We start from the raw sequence: 23,497 nt of genomic DNA, 5'->3' as shown, positions 1-23,497 counted from the left end.
TTCATGAAGATGAATGCAATCAGAACGAGCTCTATTACATTTTGTGTATACCGTAATTCTTGTCTGCCTCGTTCGCTCGGCGTAAGATCGTGCTTCGGAAGTCCTTTCTTCCAAACTTGGAGGATGCGGCCATGCAGCGGGCGAAGCAAGCTTCGAGAAAGAAGCGAACGACCAACGCCGCGGTACCGGCGCTGGGATTAGCCGGTCTGACTTTTTCGCTCGCGGGCAGCGCATATGCCTCCGCCGTGCCCTCCGGCGACGTTCAACACAAGCCGAACTTCACGCCGGGCCATATGACGACGCTCAGTGAGGAAGAACTCGCCGACGTCAGTCTCGCCACCTTCCACCTCAATCTCATCGACGATGAAAGCGTCGGAGGCCGCGTGCTGCTCGCGCGGGGATGCGGTGGTTGCCGTGGCTGCGGAGGCGCCAGAGGTTGCGGAGGCTGCAGGGGTTGCGGAGGATGCAGGGCCTGCAGAGGCTGCCGCTGCGGTGTCGGTTGCGGTGGATGTGGCGGCTGCGGCGTTGGTTGGATCGGCGTAGGCGTGCCATTGGTCTCATGCGCAGGCTGCTGTGCATCCTGGGGCCGCTGCCGCTGGTGCTAGCGCTCACTGACTGGGCGTCGGCACGTCGCGATTTCATTGGCCGGGCGCCCGAACGACCCGGCCAATTTTTTGCTTTCGTTATACATTCGCCGCGCCTGGCTGATCAGCTTGCCGACGGTGGGCGAGTGTGATCCAAATTGCTCGCAGAATGCCGGTGGCCGAACGCGGCGCACAAGTCGCGCAATGCCATGGTTTGCCGCGCTCCGGCGATCGGAAGTGACTGCAACAGGATCAGCGTGCCGCCCCGATGACAGTCAATGGCAAGAGCCGCACCGCGAGGCAGAGCCGCAAGGGCATTTTGCGATTCGCGCCGAACTTTACCGCTTATGTGATTCCTCCCGATGTGGTCTGCCTCTACTCCGAGAACCGCAAATTCTTCCTGCATGGTGATCTCTATTGTGCGGTGGCCGCGGCGATCGGCAAAAATGGTAAGGCTGCACCAGAGATCGTTCGGCAGCTCTCAAAGAATTTTCCCGCCGACAAGATCGAGGAAGCGATCAGGCGGCTGCTGGAGCGCCGATATGTCGTAAGCGGAGCGCCGCACGCGTTCGCAGGCGCCGTCGATGGATATTGGGCGAGTCTCGGCCTGCCCCCAGAGGTCGCAAAACAGAATCTCCGCGATTGCCCCGTGCGGGTCGAAGCCATCGATGTCAAAGGCGCCAACGAACTTGCCGCGGCCTTGAGCAAGCTCGGTGTTCGGATCACCAAGCGGTCGCCCAAGCTCACGATCACACTGGCGAACGACTATCTTGACCGGCGGCTCGTCGAATTGAACGGAAAGCGCTTTGGCGATGGGACGCCCTGGCTGCTGGCGCAGCCGTCCGGCGTGTTTCCGCTGGTGGGACCCGTGTTCAAGCCGGGCGAGAGCGCCTGCTGGACTTGCCTGTTCGATCGCATGATACGCAATCGGGAGATCAAGGGATTTCTCGATCGCAGAGCGGCGCAGGTGGTCGCCGTATCGCCCCTGATCGGCGACGCCGTCGGACAGATCGGCATCCACTTCGCTGCTGTTGAAATTGCAAAAGCGATTGCCTCGGGATTTCGTACCGATCTGCGCGATCACATCGCAAGCTTCGACCTGACCGGTGCCGTCATTGCCAAGCATTACGTCGCGCGACGCCCGCAGTGTCCTACCTGCGGCAGCAGGAAGCTGCAGAGTCCGCGCCGGGCGGCAGCGCCGATCGAGATCGCGGAGGGCGGAAAGCTCGTCATGACCAGCGGCGGTTACCGCGCCGTGACGTCGCGAGCCACCGTAGCACGGTTCCGCAAGCACGTCAGTCCGCTGACCGGCGTCGTCTCGCGGCTCGAGCGGATCGAGGCCGATCTGCCGATGAACACGAACTTTTTCGCCTACCACAATTTCTCGGCGCCGGCCTGGAACGTCGACCAGCTCAGATCCGGATTGAGCGGCGGCAGCTTCGGCAAGGGCTCCACAGCCGAGCAGGGCGAGGCCAGCGCGTTGATGGAGGCGATCGAGCGCTATTCGGGTATTTTCCAGGGCGACGAGATCAGGACGAAGCGCCGCTTTGTCGATTTCGCTCCCGGCGCCGCTCTTCTTCCCAACGAAGTACAGCTTTTCAGCAACGCGCAGTTTCAAAACAGACATACCTCGCAGCCGGACGATTCACATCTGGTGCCTGAGCCGCTCGATCCCTCGACCAAGACGGAGTGGTCGCCGGTCTGGTCGTTACGGGACAAGCGTTTCAAACATCTTCCAACGGGCCTCTTGTACTTCTTCTATGGCGGCTTCCACACGGATTCCAACGGATGCGCGGCCGGCAACACCCGGGAGGAAGCCATCGTTCAAGGCTTCCTCGAACTGGTCGAACGCGACGCCTACGCGATCTGGTGGTACAACCGGCTGCAACGTGCAGAAGTCGACCTCGCGCAATTCGAAGATCCCTATGTGCGGGATCTGCAAGCCCAGCTTGCCGATGCGGGGCGCAGGCTTTGGGTGCTCGACATCACCAGCGATCTCGGTATTCCCTCTTACGTGGCGATCATCCATTGGATGCAGAACGGACACGAAAATATCGAATTCGGTTCCGGCTCACATTTCGATCGCCGCATAGCCCTGCTGCGTTCCCTCACCGAACTGACCCAGTTCATGTCGATTGGCATGATGGGCGGCGGAAGTGGCGAGAAGCCGACGCTGGACGGTGTCACGCCGCTGCGACTGGACGATTATCCGTTCCTGATCCCCAGCGACAATCCGATCGTGCCGTCGGCGCCGAGCCTCAAGGTTCACGACAACGCGCGCGACCAGGTCAATGCCTGCATCGAGATTGCCACCGGCGCGGGATTTGATTTCCTCGTGCTCGACCAGACGCGGCCCGATGTCCAGGTGCCCGTCGTCAGAGTGCTCGTTCCGGGGTTGCGACATTTCTATCGCCGCTTCGCGCCCGGCCGACTTTACGATGTTCCGATGAAGCTCGGATTGCTGAATCGTCCGCGACTGGAAAGCGAGCTCACGCCATTCCTTCCACACACCTGAAGGCTGGCTCGTTGCGCAACTTCCGGAAAACGAAGCTCAGGAAGATCGCACCCGTCATCGTCGCCCGATTGAACGGTCGTTGCTCCCTTCACATGCAGGCGGACGGAAGCATCGCTGCAGGCTTGGGCGGCTACTCGATCAATCTGGGACAATTCAGTGCGGCAGCGGTCGACCGTGCGGGACATCTCACCAGCGGCCTGCCGCTCGCCTCCTTTGCGGGCAAAGGCGTCCTCGCGAGGCAGGTTCATGCCCTCGTGCGGCGACTGGCAGGGCACGGACTTCTCGAATACCGCCTATACTCTCCGCGTGACGAGCAAGACCTTGTGGTCATCGAGCCGCAGGTCGCCGAATACTGGCCACAACGTGCAAAGCTGGGGAACGGTGATACCATTGTGCTGTCGCGCTTCGCTTATCTACGCCGGCGCGGCAGCGAGATGGTGCTGGAATCGCCGCGCGCCGGCGCGCTGTTTCGGATTTTCGATCCCGCCATCGCTGCCACCCTCGCTGCCCTGTCGCGGCCTCAGAAGATCAGCAAGCTTCGCCGCCATGCGGCCTCCGCCAACCTCGATCTGCTCGGATTGCTGCTCGACAGCAAGATGCTGATCAAGCTCAATGCGAAAGACGGCGACGGCCTTCGGGTGAATGAAGGCGACGGCAATCTCGTTCTCTGGGACTTCCACGATCTCGTGTTTCATACGCGGAGCACGGAGGGCCGGCACACCAATCCAGTTGGCGGCGCGTTCACCCATGCGGGCGTCGTTCCACCGCTACCCGCGGTGCGCCCGCCTTGGCCCGGCAAGAAGATCGACCTCGGCAAATTCTCCACGTCGGGGTCGGTCTCGCACTTCGCGAAGCTGTTGCGCGAACGCCATTCAATACGAGATTTCGACGACCAGCATCCGGTCACGCTCGCCGAGCTCGCGCAGTTTCTCGACACGACAACCCGCGTGCTGTCGGAATGGAAGATCGGCGCAGATTTTGACGGCGGTCCCGAGGTCACCTACAGCGCAAGACCCTATCCGTCGGCAGGCGGCGCGTATGAGCTGGAACTATACTTGGCGGTCTTGAACTGCGGGGAGCTTGCACGTGGACTTTACCACTATGACGCGGGCAGCCACGCGCTTGTCGCGATCGACACCTCCGCCCAACAACTCCAAGCGCTTTCTACGGCGGCCGAGTTTGCCATGGACGCATCCGGTTCACCGCAGGTCTTGATCACGATCGCCGCGCGCTTTGGGCGGATCTCCTGGAAATACAGCTCAATCGCATATTCGTTGATCCTGAAGGACGTCGGCAACCTGATCCAGACGTTCTATCTGACGGCGACCGACATGGGCCTTGGTGGCTGCGCAATCGGCACCTGCAACATCGATCTGTTTGCAAAAATGACGGGGCTTGAATTCCACGTGGAGGGCCCGGTCGGTCAATTCGCGCTCGGACGCGGCAGGAAACCGGCCCCCTCTAGCTAAAGGGGAGGTCTTTCGAATGTTTACGGCCTGGATCGCACGCGAATGGCGCCCAGCGGCGGGATTCGGCTTCGCCCTTCGGGCTACGCCGGGACGAGCCTTCGTGCGGATGGCTTGTCGGCTACGGCTGCGCTGAATGGTGCCCCTGGCCGGAATCGAACCAGCACTCCTTGCGGAACTCGATTTTGAGTCGAGCGCGTCTACCAGTTCCGCCACAGGGGCATTCGCAACGGTCCCGGCCGGGAAGGCCGGGGTCGCGAAGCGCGGCGGACTATAGCGGGCGGCCCGTCATGGTCAACCCGCGCGGGCGGGATGTCCCGCGCCCCGGCAGCGGAATTTCCGGTGGGTGTGACCCCGAGGACGACGCAAGGCCGTTGCCGTCCGTATGGCAGTCACGGAAGAGTTTGCCCGGCGGCGGCAGCCGCTGCCACCGTCCCCAAGCCTGGCCGCGGCTGCGGCAACCTACTTCGAGACGGAGGCGCGAGCGTAACGGTATTGTCCGGTTCGTCGATCTCGATGAACGCACGGGGCACTTGAAGCAAGGGGCACTTGAACATGGTGTGGGGATGGTACGAGCGCAGCCAATTCGGCGACTTCTTCCCGAACGGCGACTATGTGGGCTGGGAGGAAGGCCTCAAGCAATATTTCGACGAGCAGATGTCTGCGGAGCAAAGGGCGGCGCTGAACGACTGGCACGTCGCTTACATCGGGGAGGTGGCTCGCAAGTTCAGGGAGGACAGTGGCCTGCTCGAGCCGCACGAACGTCCGTTGGAATTCAGGATGGAGGATTCACGCAAATCGCTCGGATCGCTGCTGCATTTGACCAACGGCGTCCGTGCCGTCGATGCAACCTTGCACGCGATCATCGAGAAGCTGGAGCCGGGCGTGCACCAGTTCTGGCCGCTACGGATCACCACGCCGAAGGGCAAGGACTACCCCGTTCCGTATTACGGCATCATCGTCCGCCGTTACATCGACAGCTTCGTGCCGGAACAAAGCGCCGTCCATCAGGTGTCGGAGGGATCGACGGCGTATTTTGCAAACAATCCCACGAAAAAGGGCTATGGCAGTCTGACGGTCTTGAAGCGTGTCAGCGTCGGCGCCCATCTCTGGCATGAACGCAGGCTGCTCAATCCGAGCCTTTTCTTTTCCGATGAGCTGCAGGCGGCGATGACCCAGTGGGGCCTGCGCGTTCCCACGCATCACCGACTGAACGCGATCTGACCGCGGCGGACGGCGGCCGTCACGGTCAACCCGCGCGGATGTGATTGTCCCGCGCCTCGACAGCGGTATTTTCACGCGATACGACCGCAATCGACGACCTTGGAGCAGGGCCCATGACCCTCCCGAACGATGCTCCCCGGAGGACCGACGTGACGATTGCCACCGCCCATCCGTCGCATGCTTCCGCCGCCGGCAATCCGGCGCTGACCTCGTCGCTGGCGATTGCCGTGATCGCGGCGGCGACCCTGGCCGGCGCCTGGTTCTTCCAGCTCGTGCTGGAGATCATGCCTTGTCCGCTCTGCCTCGAGCAGCGCTATGCCTATTACCTCGCGGTGCCGCTCGGCGCCCTGGTGGCGCTCGCGGCCGCCCGCGGCGCGCCGCGTCCGGTGCTGCTCGCGGGCCTTGCGATCCTCGGCCTCGCCGCGCTCGCCAATGCCGGGCTCGGCACCTATCACGCCGGTGTCGAATGGGGGTTCTGGCCGGGGCCGACCGATTGCACCGGCCCGATGGTGGATTTCGGCAAGGCCGGCTCGCTGCTGGACCAGCTCGACAAGGTGAAGGTGGTGCGCTGCGACGAGGTGCAGTGGCGCTTCCTCGGCATCTCGCTGGCCGGTTACAACGTGCTGATCTCGCTCGTGATGGCCGCGATCGCCGGTTGGGGCGTGATGAAGGCCGCGAGGGCCTGAGGTCGGGCCGTACGGTTTTCTCGTTATCCGTCATGCCCGCGCAAAGGCTTCGCCTTTGCCGCTGGAGGAGGCCGCGAAGCGGCCCTCTCGACGCATGGACGGGCACCAGCCGGGCTGTTCATCCTTCGAGACGCGCGGAGCCTGTCATCGGGCCGCGCTTCGCGCGGACCCGGTGGCGCTCCTCAGGATGACGGGACAAAGGGGGCCTAATCGTCGACGTCGTCCTGCGGCCGGCCGAACAGATGGATGATGCCCGGCGTCGAGATGGTGACGAACAGGAAGCGCGACAGATGATGCGCGCCGACGAAGATCGGGTCGATGTGCAGCGTCAACGCCAGCGCCAGCATCGCGTCCATCGCGCCCGGCGCGAAGGCGACCACGACGTCGGCGAGCCGCACATGGGTGGTGAAGCCGATCACCGCGACGAACACGGCCGAGATCAGGATGGCAATCGCAAACGAGCCGAGCCCGGCATTGACGTGACTGAGCAGCGTCGAGGTCTTCATCCGCGCGAAGCGGGTGCCGATGATGGCGCCGATGCCGACCAGCGCGACGTTGCGGAGCCAGGGCGGCAGGCCGCCATCGACCAGCCCGGAGCCGTGCAGCAGGCTGGAGGCGAGCATCGCGCCGAACATCCAGCTGGCGGGGAATTTGATCCAGCGCAGCAGCAGCGAGACGCCGATCGATAAGGCGACCAGCGCGACGAGGCCGAACGGCGAGGCGACCGTCGTCGGCAATGGCGGCGGCGCTGCATGCGTCACCCCGGTCAGCGCCAGCACCAGCGGCAGCGCCGCGGTCAAGATGATCACGCGCATGGTCTGCACCACCGCGATCGCCGCGACGTCGGCGCCCTTTTCCGCGGCGAGGATCGTGATCTGCGACAGCGCGCCCGGGCTGCCGGCAAGGAAAGCCGAGGTCTGGTCCCAGCCATGGATGCGTTGCAGATAGAGGCTCGAGCCGAAGGTCGAGCAGAACGTCGCCAGCGCCAGCAGGCCGATGGTGAGCGGATAGGAGCTCACGTGCTGCAGCAATTGCTGTGACATCAGCGAGCCCAGGGAGATGCCGAGCAACAGCAGCACCGATTGCGTCAGCACCGCCGGCACCGCGAGCGGCCGTCCGGCCAATGCGGCGATCGCGACCGCGACCATCGCCCCCGAGATCAGGCCGCCCGGCAATTCTGCCCACAGAAACAGCAAGCCGCCGACGGTGCCGATGACGAGGGTCTCGAGCCCGTTCAGGACTTTGCTGCGGTCGGGAATGGCCGTTGCCATCGAAGCGCGGATCAGGGTCACGCCGCCTTATGGCAAATTCGCGTGAACGCGACAAATGCATCTCGCGATTGCAGCAATGCGCTCCGGCTCGCCCGGCGCACAGATTTTCACCCTTCGAAACGGGCCGGGGATTGCGATCAGTATCGCCACAAATTCGTCATGACGGGGCAGAAGCGCGAAGCGCGTCTTCGCGCAGGTGTCCCGGCCATCCACGCCTTTCCCACGCGCAATCCAACACGTAGATGCCCGGCACAAGGCCGGGCATCACGGGTTCGTCGAGGGATCGAGCGCAGTTGCGACTGCCCTCCCCGATGGGGAGAGCGAATCGCATCAAACCTGCCCGGATGTTTACTTCGTCGCCGCGGGCGCAGCGGCGGCGCCGCCCGACTTCTCCTTCTTGCACTCGGAGCGGAATTTCTTGCGCTCCTTGCCGTGCAGCCCCTTGGCGTCGGCTTCCTTCGAGCATTCCAGCGACTCGGCGGTGCGCGGCTTCTTCTCGGCCGGCGCCTTGGTCTCGGCCTTCGGAGCGGCGTCCTTGGCGGCGGGCGCGGCCGTTTGCGCGAAAGCTCCGCCCATCAGCAGCAGGGAGGCCAGGGCGGTTGCGGACGCGAGCGTGGAAATCGTCTTCATGGGGCACCTCGTGAGGGAAAGAGGGCCGAAACGTCGCGCGACGATGCTGAACCGTGGATGAACATGCAGCGGTCCCGCCGCCACAATATTTTAACGCGCAGGCGCGCAGGCGCGTTGTCGCAAGTCGGGGTTGCGCTAGGATAATGGTCTTACGCCAATGCTCCCCACGGGAAACCAACGGGAAACCAGGGATGACGGGAGACCAGCGATGACCATTCAAATCAGATTGTTGTGCGTGCTTGCGGTGTCGGGCTTTGCAGCCTTTGCGGCGAGCGCGCCGGCGCAGGCCCTGACCGCGCAGGAATGCAGCGCCAAGTACCAGGCGGCCAAGTCGGCCGGCACCCTCGGCGGCCAGAAGTGGAATGATTTCCGCAAGGCGCAGTGCGGCGCCGACGCGACCCCGGCTGCGGCGCCCGCCGCTCCGCCGCCGGCAGCCGCCGCGCCCGCTCCGGCCGCGCCGAAGGAAGCCAAGCAGGCGCCCGCCGCGGCACCGGCGGCGCCGGCAGGACCCGCCGTATTTCCGAACGCCATCGATCCCAAATACGCCAAGGAGTCCGAAGGCAAGGGACGCATGCACACCTGCGTCGACCAGTACAACGCCAACAAGGCCACCGGCGGCAATGGCGGCCTGAAGTGGATCCAGAAGGGCGGTGGCTATTACAGCGAATGCAACAAGCGCCTGAAGGGCGCCTGAGCGAGCCGACCGAGTCTGGCGAGCGGCCGGCGTAAGCCGGCCGCTTTCTGTTTGCACCGGCTCTATTGGCTGCAGCTCTCTCTACGGGTTTTCCGTGAGCAGCTTGTCCGCCGACTGCGCCAGCAATTGCGCGCGCTTGCGCGGGCCGCGCTCGAGAAACAGCAGGCTCTGGCCGAAGATGAAGCAGTAGAACAGGAAGGCCTGCGCATCGGCCTCTTCAGTCGGCAGCCCGGTGGCGCGATAGAGCTGGGCGACATTCTTCAGCCGCGCGGCATCGACGCTCGCGGCGGCGGCGGCGGCGGCCTCATCGGTGCGCGCCCATTGCCGGATCGCGAGCTCGACCGCCATCGCCTCGGTGTTCATGCGCTCCGAATACAGCGTGATGATCGCCTTCAGCCGCTCGCGCGCGCTGGCGCCGTCGAGCGCGGTGTGCTTCTCGATCGATGCGATGCGGCCGTCGCGCCAGCGCGTCAGCATGGCCTCGAGCAACGCGGCGCGATCCCTGAAGCGGCGGTAGAAGCCGCCCTTGGTGACGCCGAGATTCTTCGCCAGTACCTCGACCCGCACGCCGTCGACCCCGCTATGCGCGAGTTCGGCGAAGCCGGCCGCGACCCAGACGTCGCCTTTGCTTTCAGTCATGCGATCTCCGCGCATCATAATGCGCAATGGGATCGTCATCACGCATTAATCGCTTGTTTGTGCATGGCCTTTTCGGAAAACCGCTTCGCACTTTTCCGGATCATGCTTTGATACGGTACCGTATTGCTAGCCTGCTTCGTCCTTGATACGCTACCGTATCAAAAATCGAAGGAGGGATCCGATGGAGGGCGAGGCGACCTATCGCGGCACGGTCTATCCCTGGCACTGCGACCATATCGGCCACATGAACGTCATGTGGTATGTCGGCAAGTTCGACGAGGCGAGCTGGAACATGTTCGCGCGGCTCGGCCTGACGCCGAGCTACCTGCGCGAGTCCAGCCGAGGCATGGCCGCCGTGCAACAGAACATCTCCTACAAGCGCGAGCTGCTCGCCGGCGACCTCGTCGAGGTCAAGAGCCGGTTGGTCGAGTTCCGCGACAAGTCGATCCGTATCCTGCACGAGATGCGCAATGCGGAGACCGGCGAGATCGCCGCGACCTGCGAGATCGCGGCCGTGCATATCGACCGTGCCGCGCGCAGATCGACGCCGTTCGCGCCGGCGATCCGCTACGCGGCGATGCCGCATCTCGTGCCGTCCGAGCCCGCAATCGCGTGACCGCCATGCCGCGTTTCGAACCGAAGAATCCCGATTACCGTGCGGTCGCGACCGATACGTTCGCACGCCAGCGCGCGATGCAGACGCTTGGTATCTCGATCGCGCGCATGGAGCCCGGCGAGGTCGATCTCGCGATGCCCTATGCGCCGGAATTCTGCCAGCAGAACGGCTTCGTGCATGCCGGGATCATCACCGCGGGCCTCGACAATGCCTGCGGCATCGCCGCCTTCACGCTGATGCCGGCCGGTTCGGACATCCTCACCGTGGAGTTCAAGACCAATCTGCTGGCGCCGGCCCGCGGCGAGCGATTCGTGTTCCGCGCCGTCGTGGTCAAGCCCGGCCGCACACTGACGGTCTGCGACGGCCGCGCCTACGCGATCCAGGACGGCGTCGAGACGCTGGTCGCGACCATGAGCGGAACGCTGATGGCGCTGGCGCGGCGGGAGTCGCCGCCGACGGGTGGAGCTCTATCTCCGTCACCCTGAGGAGCCGCAAAGCGGCGTCTCGAAGGGTCGACGGCCCCATCGTTACGACGAAGGAGTGCGCGGGCTTGTCCGGGCCGTGCATCCTTCGAGGCTCGCAAGAGCTCGCGCCTCAGGATGACGGTGCTGAGCGGGTCGAGGCGCGGTTGCTTTCGCAGGGACGACGATTGTGGATGCAGGCCGCGCCACACACCCCGTGTCGTCCTGGCGAAAGCCCATAGGCGCTAAAATAGGATTTGCGCCTTGGATTCGCTTGTGATTCCAAGATGGAATGGCACACGAATCGCTTGTGAACAAAGATTGGGCGCGCGTTGTCGCCCGACTTGGCGGAGCCGAGGCTCTGAACATTAGCGCGCGCAAGACGAAGGCGTTTGTCCGTCCGCGGGAGATCAGCAATGCGGTCGACTTGCTGCGCCTGATCTTGGCTTATTGCCTTGGTGAGAAAGGGCTGCGGTTGACGGCGGCATGGGCCACGTCGGTTGGGCTTGTCGATATCTCCAACGTGGCTCTGTTGTATCGCTTACGTCAGTGCGGAGATTGGCTGGCAATCTTGGTCGAGCAGGCGCTTGCCGCCGCGGCGCCGAAGGCGAGCCGCGGTCGTCTGATCCGTATTGTTGACGCCACGACGGTCCCCAAGGCTGGGACGAGCGGCAGGAACAAGAACGCAGTGTGGCGTATCCATAGCGCGTTCGATCTTCCGCAGGAGCGCTTTGGTCACTTCGAACTGACCGATCAGCGAGCGGGCGAGACGCTGGATCGGATACCGGCGGTTGCCGGTGAGATCCGTCTTGCCGATCGCGCCTATCTGCAACCGGAGCGCATGGCGCATCTCGTCGATGCCGATGCGGACTTCGTGATCCGGGCCGGCTGGAAGAGCGCGCGCTGGCTCGATGCCGAAGGTAATCTTGTTGACCTCACTGCCGAACTGCGCAACGCCTCGGCGCGTGGCCTGATCGATCGGCCGATTTGGATAAAGCGCAAGTCAGGTGCGCCGCCGCTCGCAGTGCGTCTGGTTGCCGCGAAGAAGCCGGCGCAAGCTGCTGCGGCTGCGCGACGCAAGGCGCGCCGGACTGCACAAAAGGGAGGTCATCAGCTCTCCAGGCAAACACTTGACGCCGCAGATTGGGTGATCCTGGTGACCTCACTCAGGCCAGAGGACTTCACGACTGCAGATATCCTCGCCCTCTATCGGCTGCGATGGCGCATTGAGCTCGGCTTCAAGCGGCTGAAAAGCCTGATTGGCCTGAAGGGACCTCCCGGAACCGACGAGCGGTCCGCCAGACCCCATATCCTCGCTCATCTGCTGATCATTCTATTGCTCGAGCCGCTCGTCGACGAACTCGAAGACTCTCCCCGCTTGGCCGACGCCGCCTGACCCACCCAGTGACGTGGCGTCTGCTGCGCCAGCTCGTAGCTTCGCTACGGCAAGCGATCATTCCACAGCCCGCAATCGCTCTACTCTGCAGAGCCAGTCACGCTCTCCGGCGACATCTACGCGAGCCACCCAGACATAAGCGCCACTATCAGACTATGATCAAACTATCTTAGCGCCTATGGGCGAAAGCCAGGACCCATTACCCCGAATCTCAATTGTTGCGCTGGCTGGGGCCACGATCCCGGTCATCACCGAATGCGGTGGTTATGGGTCCCTGCTTTCGCAGGGACGACAAGCGGGGATGACGGTCTGAGAAAGTGTGACGGATTTGAAGGCGACGGCGCCCAAGATCTGCGCATGCATCCAAGACCCACGCATTGACAAGGTCCCGCCACACCGACCTGATAGGCGGATGTCTCGCGTGAGCTTCCTGCCATGATCGCCAGCCTCAGCCTGATCCTGCTCTGCCAGCTGGTCGGCGAGGTCGCCGTGCGCGCGCTGGCGGTACCGGTGCCGGGCCCGGTGGTTGGCCTCGTGCTGCTGCTGTTGCTGCTGTTGGCGCGCGACCGCTTTCCGGCGCTGGCGCGCGGGCCGCTCGGCGATGACGGCGTCGAGAGCGCGAGCCGCGGCATGCTCGCCAATCTCTCGCTGCTGTTCATTCCGGCCGGCGTCGGCGTGGTGCAGAAGCTCGATCTGCTCGCCGAGCACGGCATCGCGGTCCTGGTGATCCTCGCGGTTTCGGTCATCGTCACCCTGCTGGCGACGGTTGCAACCTTCGTTGCGGCGAGCAGTTTGTTGTCGCGCGAGGAGGAGAGGCCGTGAACGACAATCCGTTCTCGCTCTGGGTCTATCTCTCGCAGTCGCCGCTGCTCTGGCTGACGGTGACGCTGTTGATCTATGCGGCGGCCGACGCGGTGTCGCTGAAGACAAGGCGGCACCCGCTCGCCAATCCCGTGCTGCATTCGGTTTGGATCATCGGCGTGTTCCTGCTGCTGACCCGAACCTCCTACACCACCTATTTTGCCGGTGCGCAGTTCGTGCACTTCCTGCTCGGGCCGGCGACGGTGGCGCTCGCGGTGCCGCTCTACGAGAATCGCCGGCGGGTCGCGGCGGCGATCCTGCCGATGCTGGTTGCGCTCGCGATCGGCTCGCTGACGGCGATCGTCTCGGTGGTGCTGCTGGCGCAGGCGTTCGGGCTGCCGCGCGACGTCATCCTGTCGCTGGCGCCGAAATCGGTCACCGCCGGCGTCGCGATGGGCATCAGCGAATCCCTGCATGCCGATCCCTCGCTGACCGCAGTGTCGGTGATCCTCACCGGCATCATGGGGGCGATCATCGTCACGCCCCTGATGAACTTCACCGGCATCACCGACTTTCGCGCCCGCGGCTTTGCGGCGGGCATCGCCGCCCATGGCATCGGCACCGCGCGCGCCTTCCAGGTCGACGAGGTCGCCGGCGTCTTCGCCGGGATCGCGATGAGCCTGAATGCGCTGGTCACCTCGCTGCTGGTGCCGCTGGCTGTGACATATCTGCTGCGCTGAGCATGATCCGGAAAAGTGGGAACCGGTTTTCCCTCGCGACAAACGCAACGCGTTTGCGCGGAGATCATGCTGATATAGAGAGTCCGGCTGCAGGGCAGTTTTGTGCTATTGGTATGGCGTTGAGCAGCAAATCCTTCTAGGGTCGCCGGCTCAAACGCGAGTCTGTTCCCCTTGGTCTTCTCCGCAACTCAAAGCGTGCTTGGGCTGGCATCGGGCATGCTGGTCGGTTTTTCGCTGGGCCTGGTCGGCGGCGGCGGCTCGATCCTTGCCGTGCCGTTGATGGTCTACGCGGTCGGCGTGCCGGAGCCGCATGTCGCGATCGGCACCTCGGCGATCGCGGTCGCCGCCAACGCCGCGGTCAATCTCTCCAACCACGCCCGCGGCGGCACCGTGATCTGGTCCTGCGCGCTGGTGTTCGCGCTGTCGGGCATGCTGGGCGCGTTCGGCGGCTCGATCCTCGGCAAGATGCTGGAGGGGCAGAAGCTGCTCGCGCTGTTCTCGCTGGTGATGCTGGTCATCGCGGGCCTGATGCTGAAGAATCGCGCGCGGGTCGGGCTGACCGACGTCAAGATCTCGATGTCCAACATGCCCGCGATCATCGGCCTCGGGCTTGCCACCGGAACCATGTCGGGGTTCTTCGGCATCGGCGGCGGCTTTTTGATCGTGCCGGCGCTGATGCTGGCGACCGGGATGCCGATCATGAACGCGGTCAGTTCCTCGCTGGTTGCCGTCACCGCCTTCGGCATGACCACGGCCCTGAGCTATGCGTGGTCCGGGCTGGTGTCGTGGGGCCTGGCGGGGCTATTCGTCGCCGGCGGCATCGCGGGCGGCCTTCTCGGCACAAGCAGCGCCCGCCACCTGTCGGAACGGCGCGGCGCGCTTAATATCGTGTTTGCGACTGTGATTATCGTGGTGGCGATCTATATGCTGCTGCGTAACATCAATGTGTCCTGAACGTAGAAGGGTGAAGAGCTCTTGCGAAAGCCAGCTATGAACCAACTGACGAAATCGCCCCTGATCAACGCCGGTGCCACCCGCCGCGGCGCGCTCGGCCTGTTCGGTGCCGGCATCGCTCTCATGGCCGCGGGCGCCGCACGCGCCGAGGACGACAATGTCCTGACCGAGGAGCAGGTGCTGCGCGATCCGGATATTCCTGACATCGGCAACCCCAAGGGCGACATCACCATCGTCGAATGGTTCGACTACAACTGCCCCTATTGCCGCAAGCTCGCGCCGGAGCTGCGCCAGGTGGTGCAGGACGACGGCAAGGTCCGCCTCGTGCTGAAGGATTGGCCGATCCTCGGACCGGTCTCCAAGGTCGCGGCGCGGATGGCGCTGGCGGCTAAGTACCAGAACAAGTTCGACGTCGCGCATGAGGCGATGATCTCGGTCAATTCGCGCATCACCGAGCCGCGCATCGCCGAATTGCTCTCGGGCGCCGGCCTCGACATGGACCGCCTGAAGAAGGATCACGACGCCAACGCCAAGGCGATCGATGCGATCCTTTCCCGCAACAACGAGCAGGCGCTGGCGTTCGGCTTCAACGGCACGCCGTCATTCATCGTCGGCAAGTACCGCGTACCGGGCGTGCTCAGCATGGATCAGTTCGAGCAGGTGATCGCCGACGCCCGCAAGGCCAATATGGGTCGCAAGACCGAGCAGAATTGATCGCGCTTCCTGCAACGAAAATGGCCTCTCCGGCGAGAGGCCATTTGCTTTTGTGTCGGCTTGAAAACAATCGTTACTTCGCCGCGATCTTGTCCCACTGCTCGCGGGTGCGCGTCTTCAGCAGGTTCCAGTCATGCGCTGCGACGTCCCAATTGACGATGGTGCGCGTGTCCTGCGCCACCTCGCCATTGGCGACGCTCGATGTCCGCATGGAATCGTAGACGTAGACGCCGCATATCAGCAGCAGCGCGCCCAAAATCATGCCGAAAAAGGTCCGCATCGCTCAATCCCTCCGGTGTCGGAAGCATAACGTCGCCGGGCTCGCTGTGGTTCCGGCGATCGATCAACTGCGCGCGAACGCCCGCATCACGTAATCGATGAACACGCGCACGCGCGGCGAGAGCTGGCGGTTGCGCGGATAGAGCAGGTTTACCGGCACCGATGGCGGCGGGCATTGCTGCAGCACCGGGATCAGCGTGCCGTTTGTCAGATCGGCTTCGGCGTGGAAGCGCGGCACCTGCACGAGGCCGAGACCGAGTTTGGCGCTCGCCAGGTAACTCTCGGGGCCGGTCACCGACATCGGCGCCGGCAGCGGAAATTGTTTCAGCACGCCGTCGATCACGAACTCCATCGGCCGCAGGCGTCCGGTCGTCAGCGAGCGGATGCCGATCATGCGATGGCCATCGAGTGCGAACGGGTCGACCGGTGTGCCGAAACGCGCAAGGTAATCCGGCGTCGCGCAGGTCAACCGCTCCAGCATCGTGACCTGCCGCGCGATCATGTCGCTGTTGGGCAGCTTGCCGAAGCGCAGCACGCAGTCGACGCCTTCGCGGATCAGATCGACCCAGCGGTCGCTCTCGCTCATGTTGATCTCGATATCAGGATATTCGGCGAGGAAGCCCGGCAGGTTCGGCAGCAGGAAGTGCCGCGCCAGCGTGCCCTGCACCTCGAGCCGCAGCAGCCCCTTCGGCCGCGCGCCGCCGAACGCGCCCTCGGCGTCTTCGAGATCCGCGATCAGCGACAGGCAGCGGCGGTAGTGCGCCTCGCCATCGAGCGTCGGGCGCACCGTGCGCGTGGTGCGCTCGAGCAGCCGCACGCCGAGCCGCGCCTCCAGCCCCTTCACCGCGTCCGTCACCGTCGAGCGCGGCAGCCCCAGATCCTCGGCGGCGAGCGAAAAGCTGCGCCGCTCGACCACCCGGGTGAACACGCGCATCGCGTCGAAACGGTCCATCTATTGTCCGGAAATAACGAATAGTGATGTCGGATGATGCATGATTATCCGGAAGACGCCAAGACCTAGTGTCCTCCCATCCAACGCGGCGCGGCCGCACAACCTGATGGGAGACTGAAAATGACCAACCAAACCAACAAGGTAGCTCTGGTGACGGGTGCCTCGCGCGGGATCGGCGCGGCGGTGGCCGAACGCCTCGCCAAGGACGGCTTCACCGTCGTCATCAACTACTCCGGCGACGCCAAACCCGCCCAGGCGGTGGCCGACAGGATCGAGGCCGCCGGCGGCCGGGCACTGACGGCGAAGGCCGATGTCAGCGATGCCAACGCGGTGCGCGGCATGTTCGACGCGGCGGAAGCCGCCTTCGGCGGCGTCGACGTGCTGGTCAACAACGCCGGCATCATGAAGCTCGGCAAGATCGCCGACAGCGACGATGCCGCGTTCGACCAGCAGGTCGCGGTCAATTTGAAGGGCAGCTTCAACACCATGCGTGAGGCGGCGCGCCGGCTGCGCAACGGCGGACGCATCGTCAACTTCTCGACCAGCGTCGTCGGCACCAAGCTTGAGACCTACGGCATCTATGTCGCGACCAAGGCCGCAATCGAGTCGTTGACCGCGATCCTGTCCAAGGAGTTGCGCGGCCGCGGCATCACGGTGAATGCGGTCGCGCCCGGGCCGACCGCGACCGACCTGTTCCTGCACGGCAAGTCGGACGAGCTGATTGACCGCTTCGCCAAGATGGTGCCGCTGGAGCGGCTCGGCACGCCCGATGACATCGCCAATGTCGTGTCGTTCCTCGCCGGCCCCGACGGCTCCTGGATCAACGGCCAGGCGCTCCGCGCCAATGGCGGCCTGGTCTGACGCCCGCACATCTCCAACCCAACTCGCATTCAACCGATCACAAGGATACGTGTCATGAAACAGGTCATCGTCATTACCGGCGCTTCGAGCGGCTTCGGCCGCCTCACCGCCAACGCGCTTGCCAAGGCCGGCCACACCGTCTACGCCTCGATGCGCCACACCACCGGCCGCAACGCCTCCGCGGTCGCCGATATCGAGGAGTTCGCGCGCGACAACAAGGTCGACCTGCGCTCGCTCGAGCTCGATGTCGGCTGGCAGGCGTCGATCGATGCGGCGATTGCGCAGATCGTCGCCGAGGAAGGTCGCCTCGACGTCGTGATGCACAATGCCGGCCACATGGTGTTCGGCCCGGCGGAGGCCTTCACGCCCGAGCAGCTTGCCGAGCTCTACGACGTCAACGTGCTGTCGACCCAGCGCGTCAATCGCGCGGCGCTGCCGCAGCTGCGCAAGCAGGGCAGGGGACTCGTGGTCTGGGTGTCGAGCAGCTCTTCGGCCGGCGGCACGCCGCCCTATCTCGCGCCGTATTTCGCGGCCAAGGCCGGCATGGATGCGATGGCCGTGATCTATGCTCGGGAGCTTACGCGCTGGGGCGTCGAGACCTCGATCATCGTGCCCGGCGCCTTCACCGGCGGCACCAACCACTTTGCGCATTCCGGCCGTCCCGCCGACGAGGCCCGCGTCGCCGAATATGAGGCCGGTCCCTATGCCGGCTTCGGCGAGGAGATCATGAAGGCGTTCGCGGCGATCGTGCCCGAGGATGCCGACGCCTCGTCGGTCGCCGACGTGATCGTCAAAGTCGTCGACACGCCGTTCGGCAAGCGGCCGTTCCGCGTCCACATCGATCCGACGCAGGACGGCGCCGAAGTCGCATTCGGCGTGATCGACCGCGTCCGCAACGAGATGCTGCACCGGGTCGGCTTCTCCGACCTGCTCAAGCCGCGAGTGAACGGGTAATCTTCTCCCCGCAACGTCATTGCGAGGAGCGACAGCGACGAAGCAATCCATCTGCCCGCGTGCTCGGTGACAATGGATTGCTTCGCTCGGCTCGCAATGACGGGATACGATCCCTCAGGTGCTGTCGGCTCGCTCACCATTCATCCACTGCATGATCTCCGCATTGATCTCGCGCGGATAGGTGTGGCTGAGATCGTCGATTTCGCGATAGGTCACCCTGGCGCCGGCGGCTGACAGCATGCCCTGGGTCTGCCGCGCGGTCTGCACGGGAAACATCCAGTCGAGTCGGCCGTGGGTGATGAAGATCGGCAAGCCGCGCAGCCGCTCCGCGTCGGCGATCTCTGCCATCAGCGGATGGAAGGTCGCGGCAACGGGCGCCAGATGCGTGAAGCGCGAGGCGCCGTCGAGCCCGCTCACATAGCTGAAGGTGCCGCCGTCGCTCATGCCGGTCAGCAGCAGGCGCGTCTCGTCGATCTTCCAGCGCGCACGCACCTGGTCGAGGATGCGGTTCAGATTCGGCGAGTCGGTGTCCTCGCCCATCAGCGCCCAGGTCTGGCCGGTCGCGGTCGGCGCCACCAGGATGGCGCCGCGGCTGCGCGTATCGCGCAGCCAGCTCCACAGGAAGCCGCGGCCATTGCCGCTGCCGCCATGCAGCGCCATCACCAGCGGCCAGGCGCGATCCGGCGTGTAATATTCCGGCACGTACATCGAGAAGCCGCCGCGGCTGCCCGGCTCGTTGCGCTCATGGAAGATGCCGGTGTCGGCGTTGGGCTTGGCGGCGAGCTTCGCCTGCAGCTCGGTATCCTCGCGCAGATCGGGCGCGATGAAGAAACCGCTGACCGGCGGCAGCTCGGTCAGCGGATAGAGCGCCTCCTGCGCCCGCGGCAGATAGCGCAGCGCGCGGAATACGCTGACCAGATCGCCTTCGCCGTTCTGCACCGCGCGCAGTCCCGCATAGCCTGACAGCGCCGGTTCGATCGCAGCTTCCAGCGCGGTCTTGATGTGCGCGAATTTCTCCGGCCAGTCGGCGAGCCGCGGCCGCACCGCCTGCAAGGCCTCTTCGGGCTCGCCCGCGATCTGCATCACGCGATCGAAGTCCGGCGGATTGAGGTTGCGCGCGACGAACGACAGCGATTCCAGCGTCTGCAACAGCGGCGGCAGCACGGCCACGATGTCGTCAACCACGGCCTCGCTCATCGCCGCTGCCTCTTCCCTTTGCCTCAATGAAGCCGCGGCGCCTTCAACAGCTTTATGCGGTCGATCGAGGTCAGCGTGACGTCGAAGGTGACGCCCTCGTGATAGATGGTCAGCGGCACGTCGACGCCGGCCGCGCCGAGCGACCAGAGCTTGCGGTAGAAGCCGGCCTGGCTCGTCACCTTGTCGCCGTCGACCGCGAGGATCACGTCGCCGGTCTTCAGTTCGGCGCGCGCCGCCGGTCCCTTGCTGGCGACGCCGACCACCACGAGGCGGTTGTCGATCTCGGTCGTGAACATGCCGAGCCACGGCCGCGCCGGCTTGTCGACCCGGCCGAACTTGCGCAAATCGTCCAGCACCGGATTGAGCAGATCGATCGGCACGATCATGTTGACATGCTCGGCGTGGCCCGAGCGCTCGCGTTCGAGCTGCAGCGAGCCGATGCCGATCAGCTCGCCGGCATTGTTGATCAGCCCGGTGCCGCCCCAGTTCGGATGCGACGGAGAAGTGAAGATCGCCTCGTCCAGCAGATACTCCCAGTAGCCGGCGAATTCCTGCTTCGCCGCGATCTGGCTTGCGACCGAGCGCGTGCGGCCGCCGGCGCCGCCGAGCACCACATTGTCGCCGACCTGCGTCGCCGCCGACGAGCCGATCCGCAGCGGCTCGAGATCGACCCGGCCGAGCGCCTGCACCAGGCCGAAGCCGGATTCGAAATCGAAGCCGAGCGCGTGGCCCTCGACCGCGCGGCCGTCGCCGAGATGCAGCCACACCGTGGCGGCTTCAGTGATCAGATAGCCGATCGTCAGCACCAGCCCGTCGTCGATCAGGACGCCATTGCCGGCGCGCTCGGTGCCGAGCGTCTCGGCGCTGAAAGCATCCGGCGGAATGATCGAGTGCAGCCCGACCACACTCATCAGCGCGCGATCGAGATCGTAGCGGTAATCTTCAGGGCGAGGCTGAAAGGCCGCGGGCACTTTCCATTCGGTCGTGGAGGGCATCAAGGGATCTCCTGGCGTGCAGGGCGCTGGAACCTCAAGGTAGACCGAGGTTCTGCCGGCAGGGAAGATGGAATGATATACCTTGCAGGGCCGCCTGCACAGCTCATGTGGCGTGCAGACCTGCCCCTCGCAAGATAATTGAACCTATTCGGTTTTTGCCGCACGCGCCGGCATGATGCGGAAGGCACGGTTGTCCTTGATCCACGCGGCGCGCTCGTCGCGCAGCATGGTGCGGCGAACCTTTCCGGAATCGTCGCGCGGCGCGGTGCCGACGCGCTCGAAACTTTCCGGATGCTTGTAGCGGCTGAGCCGGTCCTTCAGGAAATCGCCCATGCCGTCGGCGATCGCTTGTGCATCGGCGCTGTCGGCGAGCTCGAGGATCGCATGCACGCGCTGGCCGAATTCCGGATCGGGCAGTCCGACCACGACGCAGGAGCGCACCTCGGGATGCTCGCTGACCGCGGCCTCGACCTCGGCCGGATAGATGTTGGCGCCGCCGCGCAGCACCATGTCGGCGAGCCGGTCGCCGAGATAGAGATAGCCTTCGTCATCGAGTCGGCCGATGTCGCCGAGCGACTCCCAGCCGTCCGGCCGCCGCTTCGGCGTTGCGCCGAGATAGTGATAAGTCGAGCCGGCGCCGTCATTGGGCAGGAAATAGATTTCGCCGGTCTCGCCGGACGCGACGTCGTTGCCGTCCTCGCCGATGATGCGCAGTTTCGCGGTCTCGCCGATCTTGCCGACCGAGCCCTTGTGCGCCATCCATTCGGTGCCTGAGATCACGCAGGCGCCCTGCCGCTCGGTGCCGCCATAGAGCTCCCAGATCCGCTCGGGGCCGAGCCATTCGATCCACTTCTCCTTCAGCCAGGGCGGCATCGGCGCTGCCATGTGAAACACGATGTTCAGGCTGGAGACGTCGTAGCGGTTGCGCACCTCCTCGGGCAGCGCCCAGATCCGGTGCATCATGGTCGGCACGAAGTTCACCCATTGCACGCGCTCGCGCTCGATCAGCCGCAGCGTCTCCTCGGCGTCGAACTTCACCATGCCGGTGACCCTTCCGCCCCCGAACAGCGCAAAGTGCGAGAGGATGAATGGCGCATTGTGATACAGCGGCCCCGGATTGAGCAGCGAGGTGTCGCGCGCAATGCCGAGCGTCGCCTCGGCCGTGGTCTCGATCACCGCGGGGTTGTGATCGAGGATCACCTTCGGCCGCCCGGTCGAGCCGCCGCTCGTCATCGCCTTCCAGTAGCGCGCGACCGGCGCATCGAGCGGCTCCTCGGAGAATCCGTCCGGCACGAAATTCACCGGCAGCGAATTCGGCGCATTCCAGTCGGCCTCGCCGCCGACCACCAGCGACGGTTTCAGAATCTCGAGCACGGCAGCGGCCTCGCCGCGCGGCAGCCGCCATGACAGCGAGGTCGGCGTCGCGCCGCACTTCCACACCGCGAAGGTCGTCTCGAAGAACGCGTTGCTGTTGGGCAGCCCGATCGCGACGAAGTCGCCGGGCTTGACGCCCTTGGCGGCGAAGGCGCGCGCCCGTGCATTGGCGCGGCGCTCGAGCTCGAGCCAGGTCAGCGCATCCGCGCCATGACTGATGGCGATCGCATCCGTGGGCTTGCGTTCGGCATACCAGCGCGGCACGTCGGCGAGGGGGATCAGCATGGTCGTTTCCGTCGGAAAAGGCGGCTTGAAGCGCTCTTGTTGCAGGGATGTGGCCAAGGCCACGGCCGCCACTTCACCAAGAGTGCAGTCTCCGTGTCAAGCCGGCGGCTGTCCATGCGGCCGGTATCCCGCTGATGGAGTTGCAGAATCCCTGTTCGCTAAAAGCCGCGTCAAGATTCCGGTAAAGTTCAAGCGATCGCGCTAAGCCGGGCTTTACGGGGGGCCGGCATTGTGGCCGTTGCGGTTCTGTGCCGGGCGCGTCGAGCGACGTGCACGGCGTGCAATGTCTTTCAATGACCAATGGCTTCAAGGACGGCGACGATGGCGAGCAATCGAGCACGGATCAAGGTCAGTCGCGAGCCGCGGCGCCAGCTCAACAATCGTGCGGCCTGGATCACGGTCGACGACGGCGCGACCGAGAGCGAATGCGCCGTGGTCGACATCTCGCCGGGCGGCGCCAAGATCACCACCGAGGTCGAGTTCGAGGTGAAGGACCGGCTTGCGCTGACATTGCTCGCCGATCACGCCAAGCGCTTCCCTTGCGAGGTGGTCTGGCGGCGCGGCAAGACCTACGGGCTCAAATTCGTGACCGCCGAGGTCGAGCCGGTTGAACCGGCCGCGGAGCCGGCCGGCGCGACCTAGCGCGGCTTCATCAATCAACGTTCGAATGGACATCGGCGCAGACCATCGCCGATCGCATCGGGCGCGCGTTCAATGGTTCACGCCAGGACGTCCCGCGCAAGTGTGGCTCACGTCATCGCCGCTGCGGGTTGTTGTCGGCATTGCCGGTGGTGGTGCCCGTCGGGCCTCCCGGAAGCGCCGGTGCGGCGCTGCCGCCGCCGGTGCCCGAAGACGGTGCGACGCGCTGGCCGGACTGGGTCGGGAGCGCAGTGCCGCCGACGCCGTTCGACGGTGCGGCGCGGTCGCCAGGCCTCGGCGGCAGCGGGGTGCCGCCGGTGTTCTGCGCGAGAAGCGGGGCCGGTGCGAGGATGAGGCCGGCGGCGACGACGATGGCAAATTTGGTCTTGAACATGTGCTGGTCCGAGATGGCGCGGTGAGGCTTGAGCGACAGGCACAGCCGCGACGGAGACGAGACATCCGCCAAGCCCGCGAGATTGCGATACCAACATAACGTCAGCCGCATTTGATGCGTTCCCGGACGCCTCGCCAGGGCGAAGCAAATATCCGTGTAATGAACGGTCTCCACCG

At 64.8% G+C, this 23,497-nt stretch carries 24 protein-coding genes and 1 tRNA gene; 15 read left to right on the top strand and 10 right to left on the bottom strand.

The annotated features are described in order from the left end of the window. Positions 1–852: 852 nt before the first annotated feature. Both ACVIYL_RS03985 and ACVIYL_RS03980 read left to right on the top strand, forming a co-directional pair. A complete protein-coding gene (locus ACVIYL_RS03985; protein WP_456777808.1) occupies positions 853–3,099 on the top strand; it encodes a TOMM precursor leader peptide-binding protein in 2,247 nt (748 codons plus the stop codon). Positions 3,100–3,191: 92 nt separating this feature from the next. After that, positions 3,192–4,568, top strand: coding sequence for a SagB/ThcOx family dehydrogenase (locus tag ACVIYL_RS03980; protein ID WP_456781774.1), 1,377 nt, complete (start codon positions 3,192–3,194; stop codon positions 4,566–4,568). A 134-nt stretch (positions 4,569–4,702) separates the two neighbouring features. On the opposite strand, the gene ACVIYL_RS03975 is transcribed toward ACVIYL_RS03980, so the two are convergent. Further along, positions 4,703–4,787: transfer RNA gene (locus ACVIYL_RS03975), tRNA-Leu, on the bottom strand. A gap of 333 nt (positions 4,788–5,120) precedes the next feature. On the opposite strand from ACVIYL_RS03975, the gene ACVIYL_RS03970 reads away from it, so the two are divergent. After that, positions 5,121–5,789 carry an imm11 family protein gene (locus ACVIYL_RS03970; protein ID WP_456777807.1) on the top strand — a complete coding sequence of 223 codons (669 nt, stop codon included), beginning with the start codon at positions 5,121–5,123 and terminating at the stop codon, positions 5,787–5,789. 113 nt (positions 5,790–5,902) lie between these two features. Further along, on the top strand, positions 5,903–6,475 hold the full coding sequence (locus ACVIYL_RS03965) for a disulfide bond formation protein B (protein WP_456777806.1): 573 nt from the start codon (positions 5,903–5,905) through the stop codon (positions 6,473–6,475). Positions 6,476–6,681: 206 nt separating this feature from the next. Here the strand turns inward: ACVIYL_RS03965 and ACVIYL_RS03960 are convergent, their stop codons facing one another. Together ACVIYL_RS03960 and ACVIYL_RS03955 are read right to left on the bottom strand one after the other, a co-directional pair. Beyond that, entirely contained in the window at positions 6,682–7,767 is a 1,086-nt protein-coding gene (locus ACVIYL_RS03960; RefSeq protein WP_456777805.1) for an AbrB family transcriptional regulator, read from the bottom strand. A 327-nt stretch (positions 7,768–8,094) separates the two neighbouring features. Next, entirely contained in the window at positions 8,095–8,376 is a 282-nt protein-coding gene (locus ACVIYL_RS03955; RefSeq protein ID WP_168857374.1) for a PsiF family protein, read from the bottom strand. 208 nt (positions 8,377–8,584) lie between these two features. On the opposite strand from ACVIYL_RS03955, the gene ACVIYL_RS03950 reads away from it, so the two are divergent. Beyond that, the gene (locus ACVIYL_RS03950) at positions 8,585–9,070 is read left to right on the top strand and encodes a hypothetical protein (protein WP_310882955.1); all 486 of its coding nucleotides are present in this window, start codon (positions 8,585–8,587) and stop codon (positions 9,068–9,070) included. A gap of 81 nt (positions 9,071–9,151) precedes the next feature. On the opposite strand, the gene ACVIYL_RS03945 is transcribed toward ACVIYL_RS03950, so the two are convergent. Further along, the gene (locus ACVIYL_RS03945; protein ID WP_028342569.1) at positions 9,152–9,709 is read right to left on the bottom strand and encodes a TetR/AcrR family transcriptional regulator; all 558 of its coding nucleotides are present in this window, start codon (positions 9,707–9,709) and stop codon (positions 9,152–9,154) included. Between the two features lie 181 nt (positions 9,710–9,890). On the opposite strand from ACVIYL_RS03945, the gene ACVIYL_RS03940 reads away from it, so the two are divergent. The 7 genes from ACVIYL_RS03940 (at position 9,891) to ACVIYL_RS03910 (ending at position 15,391) form a co-directional block, all read left to right on the top strand. Beyond that, positions 9,891–10,325, top strand: coding sequence for an acyl-CoA thioesterase (locus ACVIYL_RS03940; protein WP_253604581.1), 435 nt, complete (start codon positions 9,891–9,893; stop codon positions 10,323–10,325). 5 nt (positions 10,326–10,330) lie between these two features. Beyond that, positions 10,331–10,810, top strand: a complete 480-nt coding sequence (locus ACVIYL_RS03935; protein WP_253604580.1) for a PaaI family thioesterase — start codon at positions 10,331–10,333, stop codon at positions 10,808–10,810. A gap of 286 nt (positions 10,811–11,096) precedes the next feature. Beyond that, the gene (locus ACVIYL_RS03930) at positions 11,097–12,182 is read left to right on the top strand and encodes an IS4 family transposase (protein ID WP_253604643.1); all 1,086 of its coding nucleotides are present in this window, start codon (positions 11,097–11,099) and stop codon (positions 12,180–12,182) included. Positions 12,183–12,617: 435 nt separating this feature from the next. Continuing rightward, positions 12,618–13,004, top strand: coding sequence for a CidA/LrgA family protein (locus ACVIYL_RS03925; protein WP_018269670.1), 387 nt, complete (start codon positions 12,618–12,620; stop codon positions 13,002–13,004). Further along, entirely contained in the window at positions 13,001–13,723 is a 723-nt protein-coding gene (locus ACVIYL_RS03920; RefSeq protein ID WP_456777804.1) for an LrgB family protein, read from the top strand. The genes ACVIYL_RS03925 and ACVIYL_RS03920 overlap by 4 nt, the downstream gene beginning before the upstream one ends. A 216-nt stretch (positions 13,724–13,939) precedes the next feature. After that, complete coding sequence (locus ACVIYL_RS03915) at positions 13,940–14,677, top strand: sulfite exporter TauE/SafE family protein (protein WP_456777803.1); 738 nt, start codon at positions 13,940–13,942, stop codon at positions 14,675–14,677. A 36-nt stretch (positions 14,678–14,713) separates the two neighbouring features. Then, the gene (locus tag ACVIYL_RS03910) at positions 14,714–15,391 is read left to right on the top strand and encodes a DsbA family protein (RefSeq protein ID WP_456777802.1); all 678 of its coding nucleotides are present in this window, start codon (positions 14,714–14,716) and stop codon (positions 15,389–15,391) included. A gap of 73 nt (positions 15,392–15,464) precedes the next feature. Here ACVIYL_RS03910 and ACVIYL_RS03905 read toward each other — a convergent pair whose 3' ends face one another. Together ACVIYL_RS03905 and ACVIYL_RS03900 are read right to left on the bottom strand one after the other, a co-directional pair. Then, a complete protein-coding gene (locus ACVIYL_RS03905; RefSeq protein ID WP_016841536.1) occupies positions 15,465–15,671 on the bottom strand; it encodes a hypothetical protein in 207 nt (68 codons plus the stop codon). 63 nt (positions 15,672–15,734) lie between these two features. Then, complete coding sequence (locus ACVIYL_RS03900; protein ID WP_456777801.1) at positions 15,735–16,622, bottom strand: LysR family transcriptional regulator; 888 nt, start codon at positions 16,620–16,622, stop codon at positions 15,735–15,737. Between the two features lie 120 nt (positions 16,623–16,742). Here ACVIYL_RS03900 and ACVIYL_RS03895 point away from each other — a divergent pair, with 120 nt between their 5' ends. After that, entirely contained in the window at positions 16,743–17,483 is a 741-nt protein-coding gene (locus ACVIYL_RS03895; protein WP_456777800.1) for an SDR family oxidoreductase, read from the top strand. Between the two features lie 54 nt (positions 17,484–17,537). Further along, entirely contained in the window at positions 17,538–18,437 is a 900-nt protein-coding gene (locus ACVIYL_RS03890) for an SDR family oxidoreductase (protein ID WP_456777799.1), read from the top strand. 114 nt (positions 18,438–18,551) lie between these two features. Here the strand turns inward: ACVIYL_RS03890 and ACVIYL_RS03885 are convergent, their stop codons facing one another. The 3 genes from ACVIYL_RS03885 to ACVIYL_RS03875 all read right to left on the bottom strand — a co-directional run bounded on the left by ACVIYL_RS03885 (position 18,552) and on the right by ACVIYL_RS03875 (position 22,288). Further along, positions 18,552–19,634 (bottom strand): carboxylesterase family protein, encoded by a 1,083-nt coding sequence (locus ACVIYL_RS03885; protein WP_456777798.1) that lies wholly within the window; start codon positions 19,632–19,634, stop codon positions 18,552–18,554. 23 nt (positions 19,635–19,657) lie between these two features. Further along, positions 19,658–20,629, bottom strand: coding sequence for a S1C family serine protease (locus ACVIYL_RS03880; protein WP_057016190.1), 972 nt, complete (start codon positions 20,627–20,629; stop codon positions 19,658–19,660). 144 nt (positions 20,630–20,773) lie between these two features. After that, complete coding sequence (locus ACVIYL_RS03875) at positions 20,774–22,288, bottom strand: AMP-binding protein (protein WP_456777797.1); 1,515 nt, start codon at positions 22,286–22,288, stop codon at positions 20,774–20,776. Between the two features lie 321 nt (positions 22,289–22,609). On the opposite strand from ACVIYL_RS03875, the gene ACVIYL_RS03870 reads away from it, so the two are divergent. Continuing rightward, positions 22,610–22,930 carry a PilZ domain-containing protein gene (locus ACVIYL_RS03870; protein ID WP_456777796.1) on the top strand — a complete coding sequence of 107 codons (321 nt, stop codon included), beginning with the start codon at positions 22,610–22,612 and terminating at the stop codon, positions 22,928–22,930. A 112-nt stretch (positions 22,931–23,042) separates the two neighbouring features. On the opposite strand, the gene ACVIYL_RS03865 is transcribed toward ACVIYL_RS03870, so the two are convergent. Continuing rightward, the gene (locus ACVIYL_RS03865) at positions 23,043–23,432 is read right to left on the bottom strand and encodes a hypothetical protein (protein ID WP_456777795.1); all 390 of its coding nucleotides are present in this window, start codon (positions 23,430–23,432) and stop codon (positions 23,043–23,045) included. Positions 23,433–23,497 lie beyond the last annotated feature (65 nt).

It is taken from the genome of Bradyrhizobium sp. USDA 3315 (assembly GCF_054056795.1).
Note: the sequence above shows the minus strand (reverse complement) of the source record. Positions and strands in the feature narration are given on the sequence as shown.